This window comes from Amycolatopsis sp. WAC 01376 (genome assembly GCF_003947415.1).
Classification (GTDB): Bacteria; Actinomycetota; Actinomycetes; order Mycobacteriales; family Pseudonocardiaceae; genus Amycolatopsis.
In genome coordinates, this window is sequence record NZ_QHKL01000011.1 from 107,837 (window position 1) to 129,892 (window position 22,056).

General features: G+C 68.6%; 19 protein-coding genes. 9 read left to right on the forward strand and 10 right to left on the reverse strand.

Annotation, left to right across the window (positions count from 1 at the left end):
* The first annotated feature begins 2 nt into the window (after positions 1–2).
* Entirely contained in the window at positions 3–968 is a 966-nt protein-coding gene (locus DMH03_RS38840; RefSeq protein WP_125796988.1) for an aldo/keto reductase, read from the forward strand.
* 167 nt (positions 969–1,135) lie between these two features.
* Here DMH03_RS38840 and DMH03_RS38845 read toward each other — a convergent pair whose 3' ends face one another.
* Genes DMH03_RS38845 through DMH03_RS38855 form a run of 3 tightly spaced genes read right to left on the reverse strand, consistent with a single transcriptional unit; the run spans position 1,136 to position 4,367 of the window.
* Positions 1,136–1,696 (reverse strand): TetR/AcrR family transcriptional regulator, encoded by a 561-nt coding sequence (locus tag DMH03_RS38845; protein ID WP_125796989.1) that lies wholly within the window; start codon positions 1,694–1,696, stop codon positions 1,136–1,138.
* Positions 1,693–2,898: an MFS transporter gene (locus DMH03_RS38850; protein WP_125796990.1), complete on the reverse strand. Its 1,206-nt coding sequence runs from the start codon at positions 2,896–2,898 to the stop codon at positions 1,693–1,695. Before DMH03_RS38850 ends, DMH03_RS38845 begins: the two co-directional genes overlap by 4 nt.
* Positions 2,899–2,948: 50 nt before the next feature.
* The gene (locus tag DMH03_RS38855; RefSeq protein ID WP_125796991.1) at positions 2,949–4,367 is read right to left on the reverse strand and encodes an FAD-dependent monooxygenase; all 1,419 of its coding nucleotides are present in this window, start codon (positions 4,365–4,367) and stop codon (positions 2,949–2,951) included.
* An 80-nt stretch (positions 4,368–4,447) separates the two neighbouring features.
* Here DMH03_RS38855 and DMH03_RS38860 point away from each other — a divergent pair, with 80 nt between their 5' ends.
* Positions 4,448–5,098 (forward strand): TetR/AcrR family transcriptional regulator C-terminal domain-containing protein, encoded by a 651-nt coding sequence (locus DMH03_RS38860; protein WP_125796992.1) that lies wholly within the window; start codon positions 4,448–4,450, stop codon positions 5,096–5,098.
* Positions 5,099–5,365: 267 nt separating this feature from the next.
* Here DMH03_RS38860 and DMH03_RS38865 read toward each other — a convergent pair whose 3' ends face one another.
* Positions 5,366–7,942: an exo 1,3/1,4-beta-D-glucan glucohydrolase gene (locus DMH03_RS38865; RefSeq protein WP_125797054.1), complete on the reverse strand. Its 2,577-nt coding sequence runs from the start codon at positions 7,940–7,942 to the stop codon at positions 5,366–5,368.
* Between the two features lie 254 nt (positions 7,943–8,196).
* On the opposite strand from DMH03_RS38865, the gene DMH03_RS38870 reads away from it, so the two are divergent.
* Positions 8,197–9,003 (forward strand): NmrA family NAD(P)-binding protein, encoded by an 807-nt coding sequence (locus DMH03_RS38870; protein ID WP_125796993.1) that lies wholly within the window; start codon positions 8,197–8,199, stop codon positions 9,001–9,003.
* Here the strand turns inward: DMH03_RS38870 and DMH03_RS38875 are convergent.
* Positions 8,993–9,943, reverse strand: coding sequence for an Lrp/AsnC family transcriptional regulator (locus DMH03_RS38875; RefSeq protein ID WP_125796994.1), 951 nt, complete (start codon positions 9,941–9,943; stop codon positions 8,993–8,995). The two genes, DMH03_RS38870 and DMH03_RS38875, sit on opposite strands and share 11 nt — an antisense overlap.
* Before the next feature lie 67 nt (positions 9,944–10,010).
* Between DMH03_RS38875 and DMH03_RS38880 the strand changes: the two genes are divergently transcribed.
* Complete coding sequence (locus DMH03_RS38880) at positions 10,011–11,306, forward strand: MFS transporter (RefSeq protein WP_125796995.1); 1,296 nt, start codon at positions 10,011–10,013, stop codon at positions 11,304–11,306.
* On the opposite strand, the gene DMH03_RS38885 is transcribed toward DMH03_RS38880, so the two are convergent.
* Positions 11,287–11,763, reverse strand: a complete 477-nt coding sequence (locus tag DMH03_RS38885; protein ID WP_125797055.1) for an Rrf2 family transcriptional regulator — start codon at positions 11,761–11,763, stop codon at positions 11,287–11,289. The two genes, DMH03_RS38880 and DMH03_RS38885, sit on opposite strands and share 20 nt — an antisense overlap.
* Before the next feature lie 114 nt (positions 11,764–11,877).
* On the opposite strand from DMH03_RS38885, the gene DMH03_RS38890 reads away from it, so the two are divergent.
* Complete coding sequence (locus DMH03_RS38890) at positions 11,878–12,609, forward strand: SDR family oxidoreductase (RefSeq protein ID WP_125796996.1); 732 nt, start codon at positions 11,878–11,880, stop codon at positions 12,607–12,609.
* An 80-nt stretch (positions 12,610–12,689) separates the two neighbouring features.
* Here DMH03_RS38890 and glpD read toward each other — a convergent pair whose 3' ends face one another.
* From glpD to DMH03_RS38905, 3 genes are all read right to left on the reverse strand, one after another.
* Complete coding sequence (glpD, locus tag DMH03_RS38895; protein ID WP_125796997.1) at positions 12,690–14,402, reverse strand: glycerol-3-phosphate dehydrogenase; 1,713 nt, start codon at positions 14,400–14,402, stop codon at positions 12,690–12,692.
* Between the two features lie 5 nt (positions 14,403–14,407).
* On the reverse strand, positions 14,408–15,925 hold the full coding sequence (gene glpK, locus DMH03_RS38900; protein WP_125796998.1) for a glycerol kinase GlpK: 1,518 nt from the start codon (positions 15,923–15,925) through the stop codon (positions 14,408–14,410).
* Positions 15,926–16,002: 77 nt separating this feature from the next.
* A complete protein-coding gene (locus DMH03_RS38905; RefSeq protein WP_125787025.1) occupies positions 16,003–16,824 on the reverse strand; it encodes an MIP/aquaporin family protein in 822 nt (273 codons plus the stop codon).
* Between the two features lie 151 nt (positions 16,825–16,975).
* Here DMH03_RS38905 and DMH03_RS38910 point away from each other — a divergent pair, with 151 nt between their 5' ends.
* The 3 genes from DMH03_RS38910 (at position 16,976) to DMH03_RS38920 (ending at position 20,152) form a co-directional block, all read left to right on the forward strand.
* Positions 16,976–17,743 carry an IclR family transcriptional regulator gene (locus DMH03_RS38910; protein ID WP_125796999.1) on the forward strand — a complete coding sequence of 256 codons (768 nt, stop codon included), beginning with the start codon at positions 16,976–16,978 and terminating at the stop codon, positions 17,741–17,743.
* Between the two features lie 13 nt (positions 17,744–17,756).
* Positions 17,757–19,709 (forward strand): glycerol kinase GlpK, encoded by a 1,953-nt coding sequence (glpK, locus tag DMH03_RS38915; protein WP_125797000.1) that lies wholly within the window; start codon positions 17,757–17,759, stop codon positions 19,707–19,709.
* Positions 19,710–19,882: 173 nt separating this feature from the next.
* Positions 19,883–20,152 (forward strand): hypothetical protein, encoded by a 270-nt coding sequence (locus DMH03_RS38920; protein ID WP_125797001.1) that lies wholly within the window; start codon positions 19,883–19,885, stop codon positions 20,150–20,152.
* A gap of 232 nt (positions 20,153–20,384) precedes the next feature.
* Here DMH03_RS38920 and DMH03_RS38925 read toward each other — a convergent pair whose 3' ends face one another.
* The gene (locus tag DMH03_RS38925; RefSeq protein WP_125797002.1) at positions 20,385–21,020 is read right to left on the reverse strand and encodes a MerR family transcriptional regulator; all 636 of its coding nucleotides are present in this window, start codon (positions 21,018–21,020) and stop codon (positions 20,385–20,387) included.
* Positions 21,021–21,251: 231 nt separating this feature from the next.
* Between DMH03_RS38925 and DMH03_RS38930 the strand changes: the two genes are divergently transcribed.
* Positions 21,252–21,794, forward strand: coding sequence for an alkaline phosphatase family protein (locus tag DMH03_RS38930; RefSeq protein WP_125797003.1), 543 nt, complete (start codon positions 21,252–21,254; stop codon positions 21,792–21,794).
* Positions 21,795–22,056 lie beyond the last annotated feature (262 nt).

Below are 22,056 nucleotides of genomic sequence, written 5' to 3' on the forward strand. Positions count from 1 at the left end.
CCATGGAGTACCGCAGGCTCGGCGCGAGCGGGCTTTCCGTCAGCGAGATCTCCTACGGCAACTGGCTCACGCACCGCGACGGCGCGGAATGCGTCCAGGCCGCGCTCGACGCGGGCATCACGACCTTCCACACGGCCGCGGCCTGGGACGGCGGCGCCGCCGAAGAGAACCTCGCCACGGCACTGGCCCCCGCGCGCCGCGACGATCTCGTCCTCTGCACCGGCGTCTTCTGGCCGGAGGGCCCGGGTGTCAACGACGCCGGCCTCAGCCGCAAACACCTGACCACGTCGCTGCACGGGTCGCTGCGGCGGCTGCGCACCGACTACATCGACGTCTACCAGTTGCTGCGGTTCGACTACCGCACACCGTTGGAGGAGACGTTCCTCGCGCTGTCGGATCTGGTGCGGCAGGGGAAGATCCTCTACACGGGCACCGCGGAATGGACGGCGGAACAGCTACTGGAGGCGCGGCCGATCGCCGAGCGGCACGGCGTCCCGCTCATCGCCAACCAGCCGCACTACTCGATGCTCTGGCGGGTCGCCGAAGCGCAGGTGATGCCGGTCTGCGAACGCGCCGGGATCGGCCAGTTCGCCTCGGTCCCCCTCGCGCAGGGCGTCCTGACCGGCAAATACCGGCCGGGCGAGATCCCAGCGGACTCCCGGGCCGCCAAGTCGACCGAGGCACGGCCGCTGCTCCTGCCGGACCTCCTCGAACGAGTCGGCATGCTGCGCGGCGTCGCCGACGAGGCCGGGTTGACCATGGCCCAGCTGGCACTCGCCTGGACGTTGCAGCACAACACCGTCGCCTCGGTGGTGACCGGCGCGAGCAGCGCCGCCCAGCTGACCGAGAACGCGAAGGCGGCCGGGGTGGTGCTGGACCTCGACACGCTGACGCGGATCGACCAGCTGCTGGGCAGCTTCGTGCAGACGGATCCTCGGCTGACCTGGTCACCACCCGCGATCACGTAGGCCGCGGTCGTGAGTGGCGAGTGTCCTTGCCCGCCTGAGTACATGAAGGACCCCTTCCTTGCGCCTGGCGCAGTGAAGGGGTCCTTCATGTACCTCGGCAAGGTGTGAAGGTCGAGTTTCCTCGGCTGAGCCGTGGGAAGGGGGCCTTCACGGACCCGAATCGCCACTCACGACGCCAAAGCGGTCCGCAAGATGGCCTCGAACCGTTCCGCCGTCGGCGGTTCGTCGCGCAGCAATCCCTGCAGCAGCAACCCGTCCACCAGCCCGACCAGCATCTCGACCCGCACCGGATCGTCGGTGTAGCGGCGGGCGAAGTCCGCCAAGGCGGCCATCCAGCGATCGGTCGACTCGCGGAGCTTCGGCTCCCGCGCCGCCAAGAGGTACAGCTCGTACTCGGCCAGCAGATGCCCGGGCTTGGCGACGACGTCGGCCATCAAGGTGGCGAACCTCCGCAGCGCGTCCACACCGCCGTCGGCCTCGGCGGCGAGGACGCGCATCCGCTCGGCGTCTTCGTCCATGCACTGGGTGAGCGCGGCGGTCAGCAGGTCTTCGATCCCCCGGAAGTGGTACGCGGCCGCCGTCGCGGGCAGCCCCGCCTCACGGGCGACGGTGCGGTGGCTGACCCCCGACACGCCGTCCCTCGCGACGATGCGCAGGGTGGCCTCGATCAGTTCCCGTTTGCGTTGCTCGCCCTTGGCGAGACGGCCGTCGGTGCTCGGCTCGTTCAGCGTGCCGCCTCCTCGCTGATCGTGGTCTTCCTGCTCAGCAGAGGATACGAGAGCAGGGCGATCAGGATGATCAAGCCACCGGCGACCACCGCGACGGCGAACCCGCCGTCCGGCCCGAAGCGGTCGACGGCCTCACCGGACACCGCGGCGCCGAGCGCGACCCCGATGCTGAGGCCGGTGATCGCCCACGTCATCCCCTCGGTCAGCTTCTCCGCCGGGACGATCTTCTCGATCATCCCCATGACGACGATCATCGTGGGAGAGAAGAACAATCCGGCGACGAACACCACCGCGCTCAGACTCACGACACCGTCCACGACCAGCAACGGCACCACGCTCGCGGCCGTACCCGCGGTGCCGATCAGGAGCAGCCGAGGCGGAGTCATGGCGAGCTTGAGCGTCCCGAAGACCAGCCCCGAGATCGCGGAACCCACCGCGTAGATCGAAACGACGATGCCCGCGGCCGACGGCGACCCGGCGTGCCGGGCGAACGCCACACTGACGACGTCGACCGTGCCGACGATGACGCCGCCCGCCACCAGCGTCAGTACCAGTACCCGCACCGCGCCCAGCCGGATCGCCGAACTCCCGGAAGATCCGCTCTGCGGCAGCACGGGCGGTTCCGTCTCGCGTTGCGCGACGAACAGCAGCACTCCGACGACGAGGAACGCCACGGCGACCAGCGGCCCGGCTTCGGGGAAGACGACGGTGCACAACGCGACCGACAACGCGGGCCCGATGACGAAGGTCAGCTCGTCGACCACCGATTCCAGCGCGAACGCCGTGTGCAGCCGGGGCGACCCGCGGTACAGCCGCGACCACCGGGCCCGGACCATCGCCGCCATGCTGGGCATGAACCCGGCGAGGATCGCGGACACGTACAGCGTCCAGACAGGCGCCCCGAACCGCGCGCAGAGCAGGAGCGCGCCGAGCGCCATCACGCTGATCCCGGTGACGGGCAACAGGATCCGGCTCTGCCCCCGGCGATCCACCAGCCTCGCGACCTGTGGCCCGAGCAGCGCCATGGACAGCGTGAACGCCGCGGAGACCAGTCCGGCGAGCCCGTAGTCGCCCCGCGTCTGCGCCAGCATCGTGATGATCCCGATCCCCATCATGGGGACCGGGATCCTGGCGACCAGCCCGGCGGCGGAGAAGGCGAGAGAGCCCTTCGCGGAGAACAGCTCTCGATATTGGCCTGGCAAGACGCCCCCACAACTTGAACACTCGTTACATTTTGAGCGGTCGTTTCACTTTATACACGCGCTCCGTCAGTTCCCGCAACGAGTGCGAGTGCTTCGGTCAGCCCTGCCGTCTCGCCGTGCGGCGCGGCCCAGGCCACGTAGCCGTCCGGCCGCATCAGGAAGGCCTGATCGGAGTCCGCCTCAACGAGCCGAACCCGCCCGTTCGCGGCGGCATGGACCTCGCCGGCGCGGGCCACCAGCAGCGCGCGACCGTCCTCGGACACCAGCGGCAGTGGAGCGAACCGGCCGATCAGCGGATGCGCGGCGTCCGGCGCGTAGTCGATGTCGGCGCCGTTCCCCATCGCGATGAAATGCCGTCTTGCCGCCGGGATCGCCAGGGTCTCCTCCATCACCTGTCGGAGCGCGGCGACCTGCGGGCCGGGACGCAGCAACGCGACCTGAGCCCGGGTGTTGCGCAGTACGCGCTCCCCGACCGGATGCCGCTCCGCGGTGTAAGTGTCCAATAAGGACTCCATTGCCCGTCCGCGGACGACCAGGCCCAGTTTCCAGCCGAGGTTCATCGCGTCCTGGAGCCCCAGGTTCAGCCCCTGTCCGCCGATCGGCGAATGCACATGGGCGGCGTCGCCCGCCAGAAGGACGCGCCCCTGCCGATAGGTCGCGGCCTGACGTGTGTTGTCGCTGAAGCGGATTCCACCGCCGAAGCGGACAAGCTCGACATCGACCCCCGCGACACGGTGGATACTCGCGCGCATCTCCTCGGCCGTCAGCGGCGCGTCCCGGTCGCCCGGTCCGCCGTCGAACTCCATGGTGGAGATCTCGCCCGGCACCAGCGACGTGTGCACCATCCCGCCGGGGCCGTGCATGGTCGAGTGCACCGCGCCGGGATCGGCGACCTCCGCCGCCGCGACCCGGCCGGTCATCGTCGCGTCCGTGCCGGGGAACGCGATCCCGGCCCGCTTCCGCACGACGCTGCGGCCTCCGTCGCAGCCCACCAGGTAGGCGGCCCGCTCGGACCGGCCGTCGGCGAGCACGGCGCGGACCGCCGAATCCTCCTGCACCAAGTCGACGACCTCGCAGTCCGTCCGGACGCGAACGCCGAGCCCTGTCGCCCAGCCGGCGAGGATCCGTTCCAGCACGTGTTGCTTGAGCACGAACCCGCCTGCCGCTCCCGACGGGACCTCGTCCTCGACGAGAGGTAAGCCGGCGAAGTGCCCTCTCGCGCGATTCCCCTTCAGCAGCCCGGAAACGCCGGATGACTCCTTCTGCGCCTTCGAGAACTCCCCGGTCAGACCACGCAGCCGCAGGGACTGCGACGTGCGGCCGTTGATCCCGCGCAACCCGAAGCTCCGATTTTGGCGGACCGCACCGTCGCCCGCCTCCAAGACGAGCGGATCAGCTCCGGCCAGCCGGAGTTCGCCTGCCAGCAGCAGGCCGACCGGTCCCCCGCCCACGATGATCACGTCGTTCACGACACCCCCGTGTGTACAGTGTACATATACGCTGTAAATATGATAGATACACCGTAAACCTGTCAAGCGAAGGGCGCGGGATGACGCGGAGAGAACCGTTGAACCGGGAGAAGGTCCTGGACGCGGCGCTCGCCTTGGCAGGCGAGGAAGGCCTCAAGGGGCTGTCGATGCGCAAACTCGCCAAGACGCTCGGCGTGGAAGCGATGGCGCTGTACAACCACGTCCGGAACAAGACCGACATCCTCGACGGCATCGCGGAACGCGTCTACAGCGGAATCGAACCGGCCGACCCCGGCGCACCGTGGCCGGACCGGGTGCGGGTCACCGTGCTCAACCTCTATCGCGCGCTCGCCCGGCATCCGGTCGTGCCGATGGCGTTGGCCACCGACGAGGCCAATCCGAACTCGCTGCGCTCTTTGCGGCCGGTCGAAGATCTCGTCGGCGCGCTCTACGAAGCCGGCTTCGAGGACGACGGGATCCGTCAGACGCTGGGCGCCCTGAACAGCCTCGTTTTCGGCTCGCTGCTGCTGACGACCGCCGGTTTCACCGCGACGCGCCACGACGAAACCGGACAAGACCTCTACCTGCGGCGGATCGATCCGGCGGCGCTGCCGAACTTCAGCCGCGCCTTACCCGCGCTGACGGCCGTGGATCCCGAGCGGGACTTCACGCGCGCGCTGGACCTGCTGATCAGCGGGATCGTCGCGGCCGCGCCGTCGGACAGGTCGTGAGTAGTAGCGAGGGCCTCCTTGCCTACCCTGACGGTAGGGAAGGAGGCTTTCGCTACCGTCAAATGTGGTCCCTGGTGACCGTGGGACGGCTGTGACCTCGGCGGCCGGTCGTGAAGTACATGAAGGACCCCTTCCTTGCGCCTAGCGCAAGGAAGGGGTCCTTCATGTACTTCCGCAAGGCGGAACACGCGAGTTACGCCTACAAACACGCGAGTTCCGGGTCTGAACACTCAAGTGCGGTGCCGCGTCACCCAGGCCGCGACCGGATCAGCTCAGACTCGAGCAAGGCCTCGCATCGGGGTCCTGAGCTCCCTTGGGCACCCACCGCACGTTCGCGATCGACGCGGAGAACCGGCCGTCGGTGTACACCAGGAACGGCGTGTTGACGTTCTCCAGGTCCAGCCCGGTGGCGAAACAGGACACCGGGATCTTGACCGTCGACTTCGGCGCCCCCGCGAGATCGGTGAACAGCTTGGTCGCGTTCACCTCGGAGAAGCACGGGTACACGCAGTGCATGCTGATCACCGTCCGGCCGGCGGGCGCCTCGTGCACGACGGTGTCGAACTCCAGCGCCGCGTCGGCGTTCAGGTAGCCCCGCAGATCGTTGGTACCGGCCGGGTTCTGGAAGTAGAGCTGGGCCGGGCCGGTGCCGGTCCAGGTCGCTTTGAGCCCGTCCTGCTGGACGTTCACATCGGACTGGACGACGCCGATCTCGGCGTGTGAAGCGGCGCCGTCCGGGCCGATCTCGGTGCCGCCCCAGTTCTCCGCCGAGCCGATGAAACCCTTGTACGGCGCGACATCGGTGCGGTTGAAGACCTCGAGATCCTCGGTCGCGGTGCCGCCGCCACCGGTCGAGCCACAGGTCACCGGGCCTGCCGTCTCGTCCAGCTGTCCGACGGTGACGCGCTGGCCGGCCTTGAGGCCGTAGCCGAGTTTGAACAGCGGGTCGTACTCCGCCGAACCCGCGTTCAGCGGCGTCTGGCACGCGCTCTTCGGCCACGAATACGGCAGCGTTCCCTTGAAGCCGCCCTTGACCAGGACGTCGGCGACGCCGCCGCCTTCGGTGCCCGGCAGCCAGGCCGCGACGAACGCGTCGGAGCGGTTGATCTCCTTGTTCATGTACAGCGGGCGGCCGCCGACGTAGACGGTGACGACCGGAGCGCCCTTGCCGCGGACCTTGTCCAGCACGGCCAGATCCTCGGGGTAGAGCTTTGACGCCTCCAGTGTCTTCCGGGTCAGGTCGCCGACGCCTTCCGCGTACGGGGTCTCACCGATGACGGCGATGACCGCGTCGTAGCCCTTCGGGTCGGTGTCGCCCTTCTCGTCGAAGGTGACGTTGACGTCGCCCAGCTGCTGCTTGAGCCCGGCGAGGATCGACGTGGCGTTCGGGAAGTCGGCGTTGGTGTTGCCGGTCCCCTGCCAGCTCAGCGTCCAGCCACCGGTCTGGTTCTGGATGCTGTCCGCGCTCTTGCCGACCACGAGGACCTTCGACTTCGGCTTCAGCGGCAGCACGTTGCCGTTGTTCTTCAGCAACGTCTGCGACGAACGGGCGGCGTCGCGCGCCAGCCAGGTCTCCTTCAGCGCCTCGTCCGAGTTGGCGTACGACCGGTCCGACGGCTTCTGCGATTCGTACAGCCCCGACCGCAGCTTGACGCGCAGGATGCGGGTCACCGCGTCGTCGATCCGCGAGACCGGGATCCGGCCGTCGCCGACCTGGGCGACGGTGTTGGCGATGAACGCCTTCCAGTCGTTCGGCACCATCACGATGTCGATGCCGGCGTTGATCGCCTGCGGGCAGGAAGCGTTGGTGCAGCCGGGAACCTGGCCGATGCCGTTCCAATCGGACACGACGAGGCCGTCGAAGCCCATCTTGCCCTTGAGGATCTGGTTCAGCGCCTTGTCGCTGCCGTGCAGCTTGCCTTCGTCGATGCCGAGTTCGGCGTTGGTCCAGCTGTTGAACGACACCATCACGGTCTGGGAACCGGCCGCGAGCGCGCCGTAGTAGCCCTGTCCGTGGACGTTGATCATCTCGGCTTCGGAGGCGGGGTTGACGCCCTGGTCCTGTCCCTTGAGGGTGCCGCCGTCACCGATGAAGTGCTTGGCGGTGCCGATCACGCCGTTGTAGCCGATGCGTCTGGTCGAGCCGTCCTGGAGCCCGTTGATCGCCTCGTAGCCGTAGGCCCTGGTGATCCGCGGATCTTCGGAGAACCCTTCGTAGGTGCGGCCCCAGCGGTCGTCCTTGACGACGGCCAGCGTCGGCGCGAACGCCCAGTCCTGGCCGGTGGCGCGGATCTGCCGGGCCGTCGCCGCGGAGATGTCGCGCACCAGGCACGGATCGTGCGCGGCGCCGAGACCGATGTTGTGCGGGAAGACGGTCGCCCCGTACACGTTGTTGTTGCCGTGCACCGCGTCGATGCCCCAGATCACCGGGATCTTCGTCCGGCTGCCCTTCGCGGCTTCCCAGTAGGAGTCGGCGAGCTTCAGCCAATCCTGCTGGGAGGCGTGCTTGTCCTTGTTCGGCCACGAACCACCGCCGTTGAGGACCGAGCCGATCGAGTACTGCCGGACCTCGTCGGGGGTGATCGCGGCGATCTCGGGCTGCGTCATCTGCCCGACCTTCTCCTCCAGGGTCATCCCCGCGAGGATCTGGGCTATCCGCTGCTCGTCACCCGCCTTGCCCTTGAACCGGCTCTCGACCTTCGGCCAGTCCGCGAGCGCCGGCAGGCTCTTCTCGATCCGGGCGCAGCCGTCCCGGCCGAGCGCGGGCTTACCGATCACGGGCTGTTCGGCCGCGACGGCGGAGGGAGTGGCCACCACGGCCCCGCCGAGCAGCGCGAGACTCATCAAGGCGATCAGCGGACTTCGGCGCGCGTGCGCACGTCTTGCCATGGTCTGGTCCATTCTGCGGGAGGCGGGGACCGGCCGATCCTCACCGGACCCGGCGGTGGCGTCAAGAGTTTCGGGCCAGTACGGGAGCTGTTATTTTTTGCCATAAACTAAGACCCGGAAAGTCACTGCCGAACATCGACTCCCGACCGGCCCTTGACCTCCACATTACTTGAGCTTTTACCTTCGCTGGAAACGAAGGGAATCAACTCATGACCGTCTTGGTAACCGGCGCCACCGGGAACACCGGCCGCCACGTGGTGGCCGAACTCGTGCGCCGCGGGGAACACGTCCGGGCACTCACCAGGAACCCCGCCGCGGCACGGCTTCCGGTGGGCGTCGAACTGGTGGAAGGCACGCACACCGCGCCGGAAACGCTGACCGATGCCCTCGACGGCGTCACCCGGCTGCACATCACCGTCACGGCGGGGCTCGCCGACGTCGGCGCCGACCTGGTCAAACGCGCCGTGGCCGCCGGGGTGCGGCGGATGACCATCGTGTGGGGCGGCTACGTCGGGCCGACGGAGCAGGCCATGGCCGAGTCCGGGGTGGAATGGACGCGGCTGGAACCTCAGGAGTTCATGTCCAACGCCCTGACCTGGACCGATTCCATCCGCACCGGGAAAGTGGTCCGCGAGCCGTTCGACCTCCCGAGCGCCGTGGTGCACGAGGGCGACATCGGCGCCGTCGCCGCCACCGCGCTCGTCGAGGACGGGCACTCGGGCAAGGTCTACAACCTCACCGGGCCGGAAGCGCTGACCACGAGCGAACGGATCGCGATCCTCGGCAACGCACTCGGCCACGACATCACACTGGAGCGGATCACGCGGCAGCAGGCGATCGACCGGCTGCTGGCCGAAGGCGTCTCGGTGGCGGACGCCGAATACGTCGTCGGCTGGCACAGCGATCCGCCCGTGGAGGCGCGCACCGTCGTCGACACGATCGAGATGGTGACCGGGCGCCCGGCCCGCACCTTCGCGCAGTGGGTCGCCGAACACGCCGACCGGTTCAAGCCGTGAGCGGTCCGACCGCCTTCACGATCTCGAGCACCGGCGCGGTGTGCACCGTGTGGATCGCGCGCAGCGCGCCGAGCCGTCGCGTGAGGTAGTGGTGTAGCGCGGCGGGATCCGGGCACAGCGCCTGCGCGGCCAGGTTGGTGGGCCCGGTCGTGGCGACGACGACGGCGAGCTCCTCGTGGGTGGCCAGCGTCGTCGCCACCTCGTCGAGGTCCGCCGGCGCGACGGCCATCCAGAGGGACGCCTGCGTGGTCATGCCGTACAGGGCGGCACTGATCTCGACGTCGAAGAAGAGCGCGCCCCGTGCGCGCAGATCCGCCAGGCGGCGGGCCGCGGTCGCCGGCGCCAGGCCCGCCGCCGCGGCGAGTTCCCCGATGCTCGCGCGGCCGTCGTGCCGGAGTGCGGCGATCAACGCGTGGTCCGCCGCGGTCAGCGGAGCTTCAACGGCGTGGGATTCCGGCGGCCGCAACGCTTCTTGCTGCTCTTCCGTCAGCGCGTTGACGCGTCCGCGCCAGGCCGTCGGGCCGCCGAGGTAGGTGTGCAGGATGAAATGCGCGGACACCGCCGTAACGCTGGCGGTGCGCGGGATGTCGTGCAGCAGCATGGCGCTCGGCGCGTGCCTCGGCGTGTGCGCGATCGTCACGATCTCCGTGCCGCCCGAGGTGAGCTTGACCCACGACGTGTCCGGCCGCCTGGCCAGCGAACGGGCTAGCGTCCGCGCGGTGGCGGGCTGCGCGCTGAGCCGCACGAGCCACTGCGTCAGCCCTGTCCGGTCGGGATCGGGCAGGCCCACCACCCGCAGCCCCGCTTCGGCGCGAAGCCGCTGGTAGCGCCGGGCGACGGTCTGGGTGGAGACGCCGAGCACCGCGCCGACACGGCTGAACGCCGCACGGGCGTCGATCTGCAGCGCGTGGATCAAAGCGCGGTCGATGTCGTCGAGCATGGAATATTTCGTCCAACCGAGGCGGGTTTCGTGGAACAGAAGACATCTTCACCGCACTCTCTCGATCATGCAACTGACGAAGACCAGGTCGGTCCCGCTCGCGACGCTGCTCGCGGCCGAGGCGATGAACGTGCTGGACTCGACGATCACGCAGGTCGCCGGCCCGGCGATCCACGCTGACCTCGGCGGCGCCCCTTCGGCCATCCAGTGGTTCGGCGCGGCGTACACGCTGCCGTTCGCGGTATTCCTGATCACCGGCGGCCGACTAGGTGACCTGTTGGGCCGCCGACGTGTGTTCCTGTCCGGTGTCGCGCTGTTCGCCCTCGCGTCGCTGTGCTGCGCGCTCGCGCCGGGCACCGGCGCGCTGATCGGCGCGCGAGCGGTGCAGGGCATGGCGGCGGCACTGGTGATCCCGCAGACGATCGGGTTGATCAAGGTCATGTTCACCGGTCCGGCGCTGGCGGCGGCGCTCGGCTGGAACGGTCCGGTGGTCGGCCTGTCCGCCGTGAGCGGGCCGCTGCTCGGTGCCCTGCTGACGGATCTGGTGTCCTGGCGGGCGGCGTTCCTGGTGAACGTGCCGATCTCGATCGCGGTGCTCATGGCCGGACGGCTGCTGCCCGAGGACCGCGCCGAGCGTCCGGTCCGGCTCGATGTGCAAGGCACCCTGCTCGCCTCGCTCGGTGTCGGCCTGCTGGTGTACCCGCTGATCGGGCAGTGGGACTGGGGCCTCTTCGGCGCCGGTGCCGTCGTGCTGGTGCTGTTCGGGTTCCATCAGCGAAAGCGGCGGCATCCCTTGATCGAACCGAGTTTGTTCGGACACCGCGGTTTCCCCGCGGCACTGGCGGCGTCGACGCTGTTCTTCGCGGTGATGAACGGAGTGATGCTCGTGGTGGTCCTGCACCAGCAACTGGACGAGGGCCACGGCGTACTGGCGTCCGGACTGACGTTGCTGCCGTGGTCGGGCGGGCTGGCGATTTCCTCCTGGGTGGCGGGCAAGGTGCTCGTGCCGCGGTTCGGATCCCGGGTGGCCTTCGCCGGGCTGACGCTGCTGCTCGCGGGAATCCTGCTGGCGATCGCGGGTCCGCTGCCGCTCGCGCTCGGGATCGGCGGGCTCGGCCTTGGGCTGTTCACGGTGCCGTTCTTCACCGCGGCGTTGTCCGTCGTCCGTCCACATGAGACAGGTTCCGCGGCCGGACTGCTGAACGCGGTGCAGCAAGTGGGCGCGACACTGGGCATCGCGGTGTTCGGCACCGTCTTCCTGCGCGGCCACTCTTCGGCGCAGGCGTTCTCGCTCGCGGCGATGCTGGTGGTCGCGACCATGGCGGCCACCGCGCTGATGCGGCTCAGCCCTCGGCGGCCTTGAACCACGCGCCGATTCCGGCGAGGGCGCCCGGACCGTAGTCGCCCCTGACGTCGTCGGCCAGATCCGCGATGGAGACCGCGCGCAACGCCGCCCGCCACTGGACTTCGGCGTTCGCCATCGCGCGGCTGATCGCGCACGGCGCCGTGCACGCCTCGGGCGGGGTCGCCATCGGGCCGCGCTGCCGGATCTCGGTGCAGACGAAGGCGGGGCCGGGCCCGTCGATGGCCTCGACGACGTCGAGCACCGTGATCTCCGACGGCGGCCGGGTGAGGACGTATCCCCCGGCCTTTCCCTGCACCGACCGAATGAGATCTGCTCGCGAAAGGGCCTGGAGTTGCTTCGCGAGGTAGCTCGGCGAGACGTCGTGCAGCTGCGCCAGGCGCGCGGCCGGCGCGGGTTCGTCGACCGAGGTCAGGACGACGCAACAGTGCAGGGCCCACTCGACCCCACCGGACATCTTCACCCGGATGACTCTAACTCGCCCCTTGACTCGGACACAATGTGTCTGAGTATTATCTCGGACATGAGGTATCCGAGTTAGCGGACGCCTACCGAGGAAGGGCACTGGGTCATGAAATTCGCGATCATCGGCGGGACCGGACTGATCGGTTCGCAGGTCGTGCGGAACCTGAACGAGGCCGGGCACGAGGCGGTGCCGCACTCGCCGTCCACCGGGGTCGACCTCCTCACCGGCCAGGGGCTGGACGCCGCGCTCGACGGCGCCGACGTGGTCGTCAACCTCACGAACTCGCCGACCTTCGACGACGCCTCCCCCGCGTTCTTCCGGACGTCGATGGACAACCTCGTCGCCGCCGCGAAGAAGGCGGGCACCGGGCACTTCGTGATCCTGTCGATCGTCGGCGTCGACCAGGTGCCCGAACTCGACTACTACCGCGCGAAGACACTTCAGGAGGACATCCTCGAGAACAGCGGCGTCCCCTACTCGATCGTCCGCGCCACCCAGTTCATGGAATTCGTCGACGCCGTCCTGTCCTGGACCGCCGACGACACCACGGTCCGCCTGCCCAGCACGCCGATCCAGCCGATCGCCGCGGCGGACGTCGCCGCCGCCGTCACCGAGGTCTCGGCCGGGAAGCCGCTGAACGGAACCCTCGACGTGGGCGGCCCGGACGTGTACCCGCTGGACGAACTGGGCCGGATCACCTTGTCCGCCAAGGGAGACACGCGTTCGGTGACCGTCGACGAGACCGCGGGCATGTTCGCCGCCGTCAAGGGCGACGTCCTCACCACGAAGGACGGCGCCCGCATCGCCGAGACCCGCTACCTCGACTGGCTCAAGTAAGCATTTCGTCCTCTGGATGCGGTAGTTGCGTGCGCAAGGACCGCATCCAGAGGACTAAACGCCACCGACGAGTGCGGAACTCACGAGGGCAGCAGCGCCGGAGCGGCGAGACGGCTGGCGTTCGCCGCTTCGTCGTCCGGCTGGGCCTGGGCGGAGCGCTCCGCCTCGACCCGCGCGAGGTAGTTGGTGACCTCGCGCTCCCGCTTGTGCGAGTCCCAGCCCAGCAGCGGCGCCATCAGCTCCGCCACCACCGGCGCCGCCGTCACACCGCGGTCACGCTCCTCGATGGAGATCCGCGTGCGCCGTGTCAGGACGTCCTCCAGGTGCAGCGCGCCCTCGTGCGAGACGGCGTAAACGACCTCCGCCTTGAGGTACTCCGCCGTTCCCGGGATCGGCTCGCCCAGTTCGGGACGCTCCGAAATGGACTCCAGGATGTCCTCGATCGCGGTGCCGTAGCGCTGGAGCAGGTGCTCGATCCGGCCGATCGGCAGCCCCGTGCGCTGCACGAGCGAGTGCCGCGCGCCCCACATCTCGTGGTAGCCCGTCGCACCGACGATCGGCAGCCGTTCGGTCCACGACGACGGCGCCGGGCGGCCGAGGTCGTCCACCGCGACGTCGACCGCGTCGGCGGCCATCACGCGGTACGTCGTGTACTTGCCGCCTGCCACGATCACCAGACCGGGTACCGGATGCGCGACGGCGTGCTCGCGCGACAGCTTCGTCGTCGAAGTCGCCTTCGCCGCCAGCAGCGGCCGAAGCCCGGCGTACACGCCTTCGATGTCGTCGGCGGTGAGCGGCGTGCGCAGGACCGCGTTGAGGTGATCGAGCACGTAGTCGACGTCGGCCTGGCTGGCCGCCGGGTGTTCGCGGTCGAGGTCCCATTCGGTGTCGGTGGTGCCGACGATCCAATGCCGTCCCCACGGGATGACGAACAGGACGCTCTTCTCGGTGCGCAGGATCAGCCCGGTGTCCAGGTCGATCTTCTCGCGCGGCACCACCAGGTGGATGCCCTTCGACGCGCGCACCGTGAACGGCGCGGGGATGCCAGCCGCCTCGGCCATGTCGTCGCTCCACACGCCGGTGGCCGCGACGACCGTCTTCGCCCGGACCTCGATCTCCGCGCCGCTCTCGCGGTCGACGACCTTGGCGCCGACGACGCGTTCGCCGTCACGGATCAGCGACGTCACACGAGCGCGGGTGAGAACGGACGCGCCCTGTTCGGCCGCGGTCCGCGCGATCGTCATGGTGTGACGGGCGTCGTCGACTTGGGCGTCGTAGTACTGGATGGCGCCGATCAGGGCGTCGACCGCGAGGCCGGGGGCGACCTTGCCCGCGCCGCGTTTGGACAGATGCCGGTGCCGCGGCAAGGCGCGCGCTCCGCCGAGGGTGTCGTAGAGCGTGACACCCGCCCCGATGTAGCCGCGTTCCCAGACGCGGTGCTTGAGCGGTACCAGGAACTTCACCGGCCGGACCAGATGCGGCGCCAGCGTCTGCAGCAGCAGGCTCCGTTCCTTCAGCGCCTCACGGACCAGCTTGAAGTCGAGGTTCTCCAGGTAGCGCAGCCCGCCGTGGATCAGCTTGCTGGACCGGCTCGACGTGCCCGCGGCGAAGTCACGTGCCTCGACGAGCGCGACGGAGAGCCCGCGCGAAGCCGCGTCGAGCGCGACGCCGGCACCGGTCACTCCCCCGCCGACGACGAGAACTTCGACCTCTTCGCGAGCGAGCTTGCGCAGCGTCTCGGCACGGTAGACCGGGGAAAGCGGTACGGGTGTCACTCTGTTCCTCCTGTTCATCGGGCTCACTCGACCTCTACCCAGTCGAGCGTGCGGCCGACGGCCTTCTGCCAGCCCGCGTAGCCCTCGGCGCGCTGTTCGTCCGTCCACGACGGCTCCCAGCGCTTGTCCTCGTTCCAGTTCTGTTCCAGCTCGTCGGTGGACTTCCAGAACCCGACCGCGAGGCCTGCCGCGTAGGCGGCGCCGAGCGCGGTGGTCTCGGCGACCACCGGCTTCGACACCGGCACGCCGAGGATGTCCGCCTGCAACTGCATGCAGAGTTCGTTCGCGGTCACGCCACCGTCCACACGCAACACGTCGAGCGGGACACCGGAGTCGTTCTGCATGGCCTCGACGACGTCGCGGGTCTGGTAGCAGATCGCTTCGAGCGTCGCCCGCGCCAGATGCGCGTTGGTGGTCGCCCTGGTGAGCCCGACGATCGCGCCGCGCGCGTCCGAACGCCAGTACGGCGCGAACAGGCCCGAGAACGCGGGTACGAAGTAGACGCCGCCGTTGTCCTCGACCTGGCGGGCGAGGCTCTCGCTCTGGGACGCGCCGCTGATGATGCCCAGCTGGTCGCGCAGCCACTGCACGGCCGAACCGGTGACGGCGATGGAGCCTTCCAGCGCGTACACCGGCTTCTCGTCGCCGAACTGGTAGGCCAGCGTCGTGAGCAGGCCGTGCTTCGAGCGCACGACCTCGTGGCCGGTGTTGAGCAGCAGGAAGTTGCCGGTGCCGTAGGTGTTCTTGGCCTCGCCGGGGCGGAAGCACACCTGTCCGACGGTCGCCGCCTGCTGGTCGCCGAGCACCCCGGTGATGGCGACCTCGCCGCCGAGCGGGCCGTCCGCGCGGGTGACGCCGAAACGGCCGTTGTTCGACGACGGCGCGATCGACGGCAGCATCTGCTTCGGGACGTCGAAGAACGACAGCAGCTCGTCGTCCCACTCCAGGGTTTCGAGGTCCATGAGCATGGTGCGCGACGCGTTGGTCGGGTCGGTCACGTGCACGCCGCCGTCGGGGCCGCCGGTGAGGTTCCAGATGAGCCAGGAATCGGTGGTGCCGAAGAGCGCGTCGCCCTTTTCGGCGTCTTCGCGGACGCCGTCGACGTTCTCCAGGATCCACTGCAGCTTGCCGCCGGAGAAGTAGGTCGCGGGCGGCAGCCCGGCCTTGCGGCGGATGACGTCGCCCTTGCCCTCGCGCTCCAGCGCCGAGGCGATCCGGTCGGTGCGGGTGTCCTGCCACACGATGGCGTTGCAGTACGGGCGCCCGGTGCGGCGGTTCCACACGACGGTGGTCTCGCGCTGGTTGGTGATGCCGAGCGAGGCGAGGTCGGCGGCGGTGAGCTTCGCCTTGTTGAGCGCGGTGGCGATGACCGAGCGGGTCCGCTCCCAGATCTCGGTGGCGTCGTGCTCGACCCAGCCCGGCTTCGGCAGGATCTGCTCGTGCTCGAGCTGGTGGCGGGCGATCTCGTTGCCGCCGTGGTCGAAGATCATGAAGCGCGTGCTGGTGGTGCCCTGGTCGACGGCGCCGATGTAGTCAGGCATAATTCCCTCTTCTTTCCGGGGTCCGGGGCGGAGCCTCCGGGCGGGTTCGGGGTTGCACCCCGAAGGGCAGAGTCTCCTTAGGAAACGCGCTCGATGTCCTTGGCGGGCAAGGCTTCCGGTGCCGGGTCGGCGGGCAGGTAGCGCTCGATGAAGAACTTGTAGATCGCGCCGCCGATGACCGCGCCGATGACCGGTGCCACGATGGGGATCCACCAGTACGGATAGCCGTATTGATCGGTGAACGCGGTGTCGTAACCGGTGAGCCAGGACATCAGCCGCGGGCCGAAGTCGCGGGCGGGGTTGATCGCGTAGCCGGCGTTGGTGCCCCAGGCCATGCCGATCGCGACCACCAGGAAGCCGACGACGACCGGGGCGAGGTTCGCGGCGGGCGCGGTGTTGCGGAGATCGGTGATGGCGAAGATCACCAGCGCGAGGATCGCGGTCCCGATGATCTGGTCGCGGAAGGCGCCCCAGTCACCCACCGGAAGGGTTCCGTTACCCGGAAGGGTGGAGAAGACACCCTGGGTCTTGATCGTCAGGCCGGGGTCGGCGGCGTTGAGCACCTCGGTGTAGTTCCATCGCACCAGCAGCGCGGCGACGAACGCTCCGGCGGTCTGCGCCAAGGCGTACGGGGCGACTTTGCGCCACGAAAAGCCCTTGAACACCGCGAGCGCCACCGTGATGGCGGGGTTCAGATGCGCGCCGCTGATCCGTGAAGCCACGTAGATACCGAGTGTGACACCGATTCCCCAGGCCCACGCGATGCTGTCGTGGTCCCCGATGCCCGCGGCGACGACTTGAGCCACCACCCCGCAGCCGAACAGGATGAGGATCATCGTCCCGACGAACTCCGCCGCCAGTTCGCCCGCCAGTCCGCGAGCTTTGAGGTTTCGCACCATTGCTTCCTCCACAAAGGACACCGTTGCCCTGTTGAGGCCGAAGTTAAGTTCGCGGAAACGCGGGGTCAACGGACACCGGTCGGCATTGTCGAACGCGCGAAGACGATGTTCGACATTGTCGAATCAGGGCCGGTCGGGCTACGGTTGGGCCGTGCCCGGTCCGATCCAGTCCATCGAGCGCGCCGCCGCGATCCTGCGGTTGCTGGCGCGCGGTTCGGGGCGTCTGGGGGTCGGCGAGATCGCCGATTCCCTCGAACTCGCCAAGGGAACGGCGCACGGGATCCTGCGCACCCTGCAAGGGGTCGGCTTTGTCGAACAAGACCGCGACACCGGGAAATACCAACTGGGCGCGGCGCTGCTGCATCTCGGCACGAGCTACCTCGACGTCAACGAACTCCGGTCTCGCGCGATCAACTGGGCCGACGCGCTGGCCGCGCGCAGCGGTGAAGCCGTCCGGATCGGCGCGCCGCTGGAAGGCCGGGTCCTGGTGGTACACCACGTGTTCCGGCCCGACGACAGCCTGCAAACCCTCGACGTCGGCACGCTTCTTCCGTTGCACGCGACGGCGCTCGGAAAAGTACTTCTGGCCTACGACACCGGTCTCGTGGCATCGTTGCGCAGCGGCGGACCGGAGGCCTACACCCGCCGGACCCTGGTCACCCAGACGGCGATCAAACGTGCCTGTGGCAAGGTGCGCGAGGCGGGCTGGGCGAGTGAGAACGGCGAGATGATCACCGGCGAGGCCGGGATAGCTGCGCCGATCCGCGGCCACGGCGGCATCGTGGTCGGCGCGATCGGGGTCTCCGGCGCGACGGAACGGATCTGTGAAGCCGACGGCAGCCCGATCCCGCGGCTGCTCGGCCACGTACGCGACGCGGCACGGGCGGTCTCCCGCGATCTCGGCGCGTCCCGATGGTGATGGAGGTGCTCGCGTGGTCCAGCGCTACGTGATGTCGATCGACCAGGGCACCACCTCGACGCGGTGCATCCTGTTCGACGCGCGCGGCAGGCTGGTCTCGGTCGCGCAGCGCGAACACCAGCAGCACTTCCCCCGGCCAGGCTGGGTCGAGCACGACGCGACCGAGATCTGGCGCAACGTCGGCCGGATCGTGCCGCAGGCGCTGGCCGACGCCGGCGTCGAACCGGCACAGGTGGTCGGCCTCGGAATCGCGAACCAGCGCGAGACGACGGTGCTGTGGGATCGGCACACCGGCAATCCGGTCGGGCGCGCGATCGTCTGGCAGGACACCCGCACCGACGCGATGCTCGAACACCTCGCCCGCGAGCCGGGCGCCGACCGCGTCCGGCGGCTGTGCGGACTGCCGCTGGCCACGTACTTCTCCGCACCGCGTATCCGGTGGATGCTGGAAAGGACCCCCGGCCTGCGGGAACGCGCCGAGCGCGGCGACGTGCTGTTCGGGACGGTCGAGAGCTGGCTGATCTGGAACCTGACCGGCGGTCCCGAGGGCGGCGTCCACATCACCGACGTCACCAACGCCTCGCGCACCATGCTGATGAACCTGCGGACGCTGTCCTGGGACGACGAACTGCTGGAGTTCTTCGACGTCCCGCGCGCGATGCTGCCGGAGATCCGCCCGTCGACCGAGGTGTACGGGACGACGTCGCGGGTGGTCCCGGGGATCCGGATCGCGGCGGCGCTCGGCGATCAGCAGGCGGCCTTGTTCGGCCAGACCTGCTTCGCGCCCGGCGAGGCGAAGTGCACATACGGCACGGGCAGCTTCCTCCTGCTCAACACTGGCCCGACGCCGGTGCTCTCGACGCACGGCATGCTGACCACCGTCGGATTCAAGATCGGCGACGAACCCGCCGTGTACGCCCTCGAAGGGTCGATCGCGGTCACCGGATCGCTGGTGCAGTGGTTCCGGGACGGGCTCGAACTGATCGGCAGCGCACCCGAGATCGAGACGCTGGCGAGGACGGTCGAGGACAACGGCGGCTGCTACATCGTGCCCGCCTTCTCCGGCCTGTTCGCGCCGCACTGGCACAGTGAGGCACGCGGCGTGATCGCCGGGCTGACGTCGTACATCACCAAGGGTCATCTCGCCAGGGCCGTCCTGGAGGCGACGGGCTGGCAGACCCGCGAGGTCGTCGACGCGATGAACGCCGATTCGGGGCTCGCGCTCTCGACGCTCAAAGTGGACGGTGGGATGACCGCCGACAACCTGCTGATGCAGTTCGTCGCCGACGTCCTCGACGTGCCGGTGGTCCGCCCGATGGTCGCCGAGACGGTGTCATTGGGCGCGGCGTACGCGGCCGGGTTGTCCGTCGGATACTGGCCGGATCTGGAGGGCCTGCGCCGGAACTGGCACCGTGCCGGACAGTGGCTGCCGACGATGGACCCCGCCCGCCGCGACAGCGAGTACGGGCACTGGCGGCAAGCCGTGGAGCTGACCTTCGGCTGGATGCGCCCGGGCCCGACGGCCGCTCCCCCCGGCTCCGACCTGGTCGAGGTCGTCCTGGCCGACCATCGCCGGATCGAGCAGTTGTTCCGCGACCTCCGCAACGACGAGGCCGACCGTGCCGCACTGATCGCGGAACTCTCGGCGTCGCTGGTCGCCCATGCCACCGCGACGGAACGGATCGTCCGTCCCGATGCGACAGAGAGCGGCCTCGCCGCCGAACTGCTGGCCGTGCTGGAGGCCGGCGACTCCGAGAAAGCGTTGGCGGTACTGGAGAATTCGGTGGACGCGCATATCCGCGCGGAGGAACGCGGGCTGCTGAACGAACTCCGGCGCACACTGTCCACTTCGGACCGCACCGGCCTCGGCCGCGCGTTCGTGGCCGAACGACAGCGGCAGCTCGACCTCGACTGCGGCTCCGCCGCGCACGTCCGCGAGCAGGGCTCCCGGCTACGGCTCTCGTAACTCGCCGGTAGGTCGTGTTAGCCTGTCGCCGTGCGCCGCTGGACTCGACTCGTAGTCAAGCGCGCCGGCTGAACCAGGTCGCCGGCGCGCATTCCGGCGACCCCTCGACACGGGGCATTTCCCGGGACCTGGCCCTCCATGGCCTGCTACGTTTCCCGCCCTTGGAGCCCACGATGTCCGCTGTTTCGTTTCAGATCCCCGCCCCGCGCTCGTCCATGCTGGTCCGCCGCCGGATCGCGACCTATTTCGTCGGGGGCGTCGAGCAGATCCCCGGCCTGGTCGACGCGCTCGGCTGCCTCGTCCACGACCTGTCGGTCGACGTGCGCGACGGGGTCCGCGAAAGCACCATGACCTGCGCCGTCCTGATCGACGCCGATGAGGTCGAGCCCCTGCTGGACCGGCTGCGCGGACTGAACTCGGTCGTCTCGTCCGAACTGGTCTGACCGCCCGCGGAGGTCCGAAACTCGCGACTCGCGTGATCAGACACGTAACTCACGTGATTGAAGGCGTATCACTCGAGTTACGTCTCTGATCACGCGAGTTACGTCCCTAAGCACGCGAGTTACGTCTCTGATCACGCGAGTTCGGCGCTAAGTCCCCTATGCCCGAAGTCACTTGCACGGTTCCATGCAGCCGGTCAAGGAACGATCGCGCTCGACGTGGTGACGGCGGCGGCTACCTCGGCGGCCGTGCCCCTGGCTCCCTGTCTGCGAAAGTGAGTTCGGCGGCGTTTTCCACGGTCGTTCTGAAAGCGCTTACCAGCAGCTCGGCGAAACAGGACCATGGAGCCGCCGCGGCACCCCCGGTCTGGACTTTCAGGGCGGCCAGTTGTTCGCCCGCCAGCGGCGCCACCCGATCCATGAACTGGCCGAGGAACCGCAGGGCCATGACGGGCGGGATCCCGGCACCGGCGAGCTCGGCCACCGCGCGGGAAACGGACGGGCGCACGACGGCGGGCGCTCCCTCGTCGTCCTTGCCGAGCACGCCGTGCCGTTCCAGGCTCCGGGCGACGGCCGGCTGGTCGCGGGCGAGGTCGGCCATCGCCGCCTCCAGCCGTTCGGCGCCGTCCACTGTGGTCGTTCCGAGCATCGCGGCGATGGACACCAGGTTGAAGCCCTGTTTCTGCAGCATCGTGATGCGCCGCAGCCGCCGCAGATGGGCCGGGCCGTAGTAGGCGGACCTGCCGTGCCGGACCGGCGGGGCGAGCAGGCCTCTCGTCTGATGAGCCCGGATATTGCGCGCCGACATGCCGACGATCGTCGAGAGTTCTTCGATCGTGTATCCGGCCGGTCTCGGCGAAAGGGGCTTCACGCCGAACAGCTTAACCAATGGTCGGATGAGTACACCACGACGCTGACGTAATGGTGACACAACTGCCAGCCGGCTGAATCAGCGAGTTGCCATAAGTTCATCGGTTCGCCGTCCCGAGCACAAGGCGAAGAGGGGTTCCGTGCCAAGTAATGTCGGTTTTGGGGCGTTCTACCCCTGCGGATTGCTCCAGTCAGGCGATCTTGATGGGCCCGAGACTTTCCTGCCGTTTAAATGCAGCTGAGACATCTGATGTCTCGACTCTGTCGACGCCTCCGGAGCGCCGCTGAACCCGATGGCCGGTCGTCAAAGTTTCAACCTTTTCCCAGGAGGTTTCTGCATGTTCTGGAACCAAGCCAGCCGAACTACATCGCCCAGTTCGCGGGTTCGACGCACGGCGTCGACAGCAACAAATGCCAGGATCTCGGGAACAAGGAGAACATCGCTTCCCAGCCGGCGGGGATCAGCAAGAAGTTCGCCGGCTACGCGGAAAGCATGCCCCCCGACGGCTACACGGGCTGCACGAAGGGAAAATACGCCCGCAAGCACAACAAGCTGGGTCAGCTTCAGCAATGTCCCGGCGTCGGCGAACAAAGGTTCTCGTCGTTCCCGAGCGACTTCACCAAGCTGCCGCTCGTCGCTTTCGCGACCCCGGACCTGTGCGGCGACATGCACGACTGCCCGGTCGACACCGGCGACAAGTGGCTGAAGAACAACCTCGACGCGTACGCGCAGTGGGCCAAGACGCACAGCAGCCTGCTGATTGCGCTGCCCTAGTGTCCGAGTCGGAAGTTCGCGTGGTAGTTCGGCGCGGTGCCGAAGGCTCTTGTTTCTTGTTTCGTGCGGTGAAGATGCCGCCGGCTGAGGCCGTGAGTATTTCGCTGACTTCAAGGTAGCCAGGATGTCTTCATGGTGAGGTTCCGGACCGACCACAGGAGCCGGCCCCGTCTCGAGTGTCCATAAGGGACACTTTCGGGCGGCGATATGTCCGGCTTGTGGATAAATGTGCGGTTTTCGATGGGGGTCGTGAGTGGTAAGT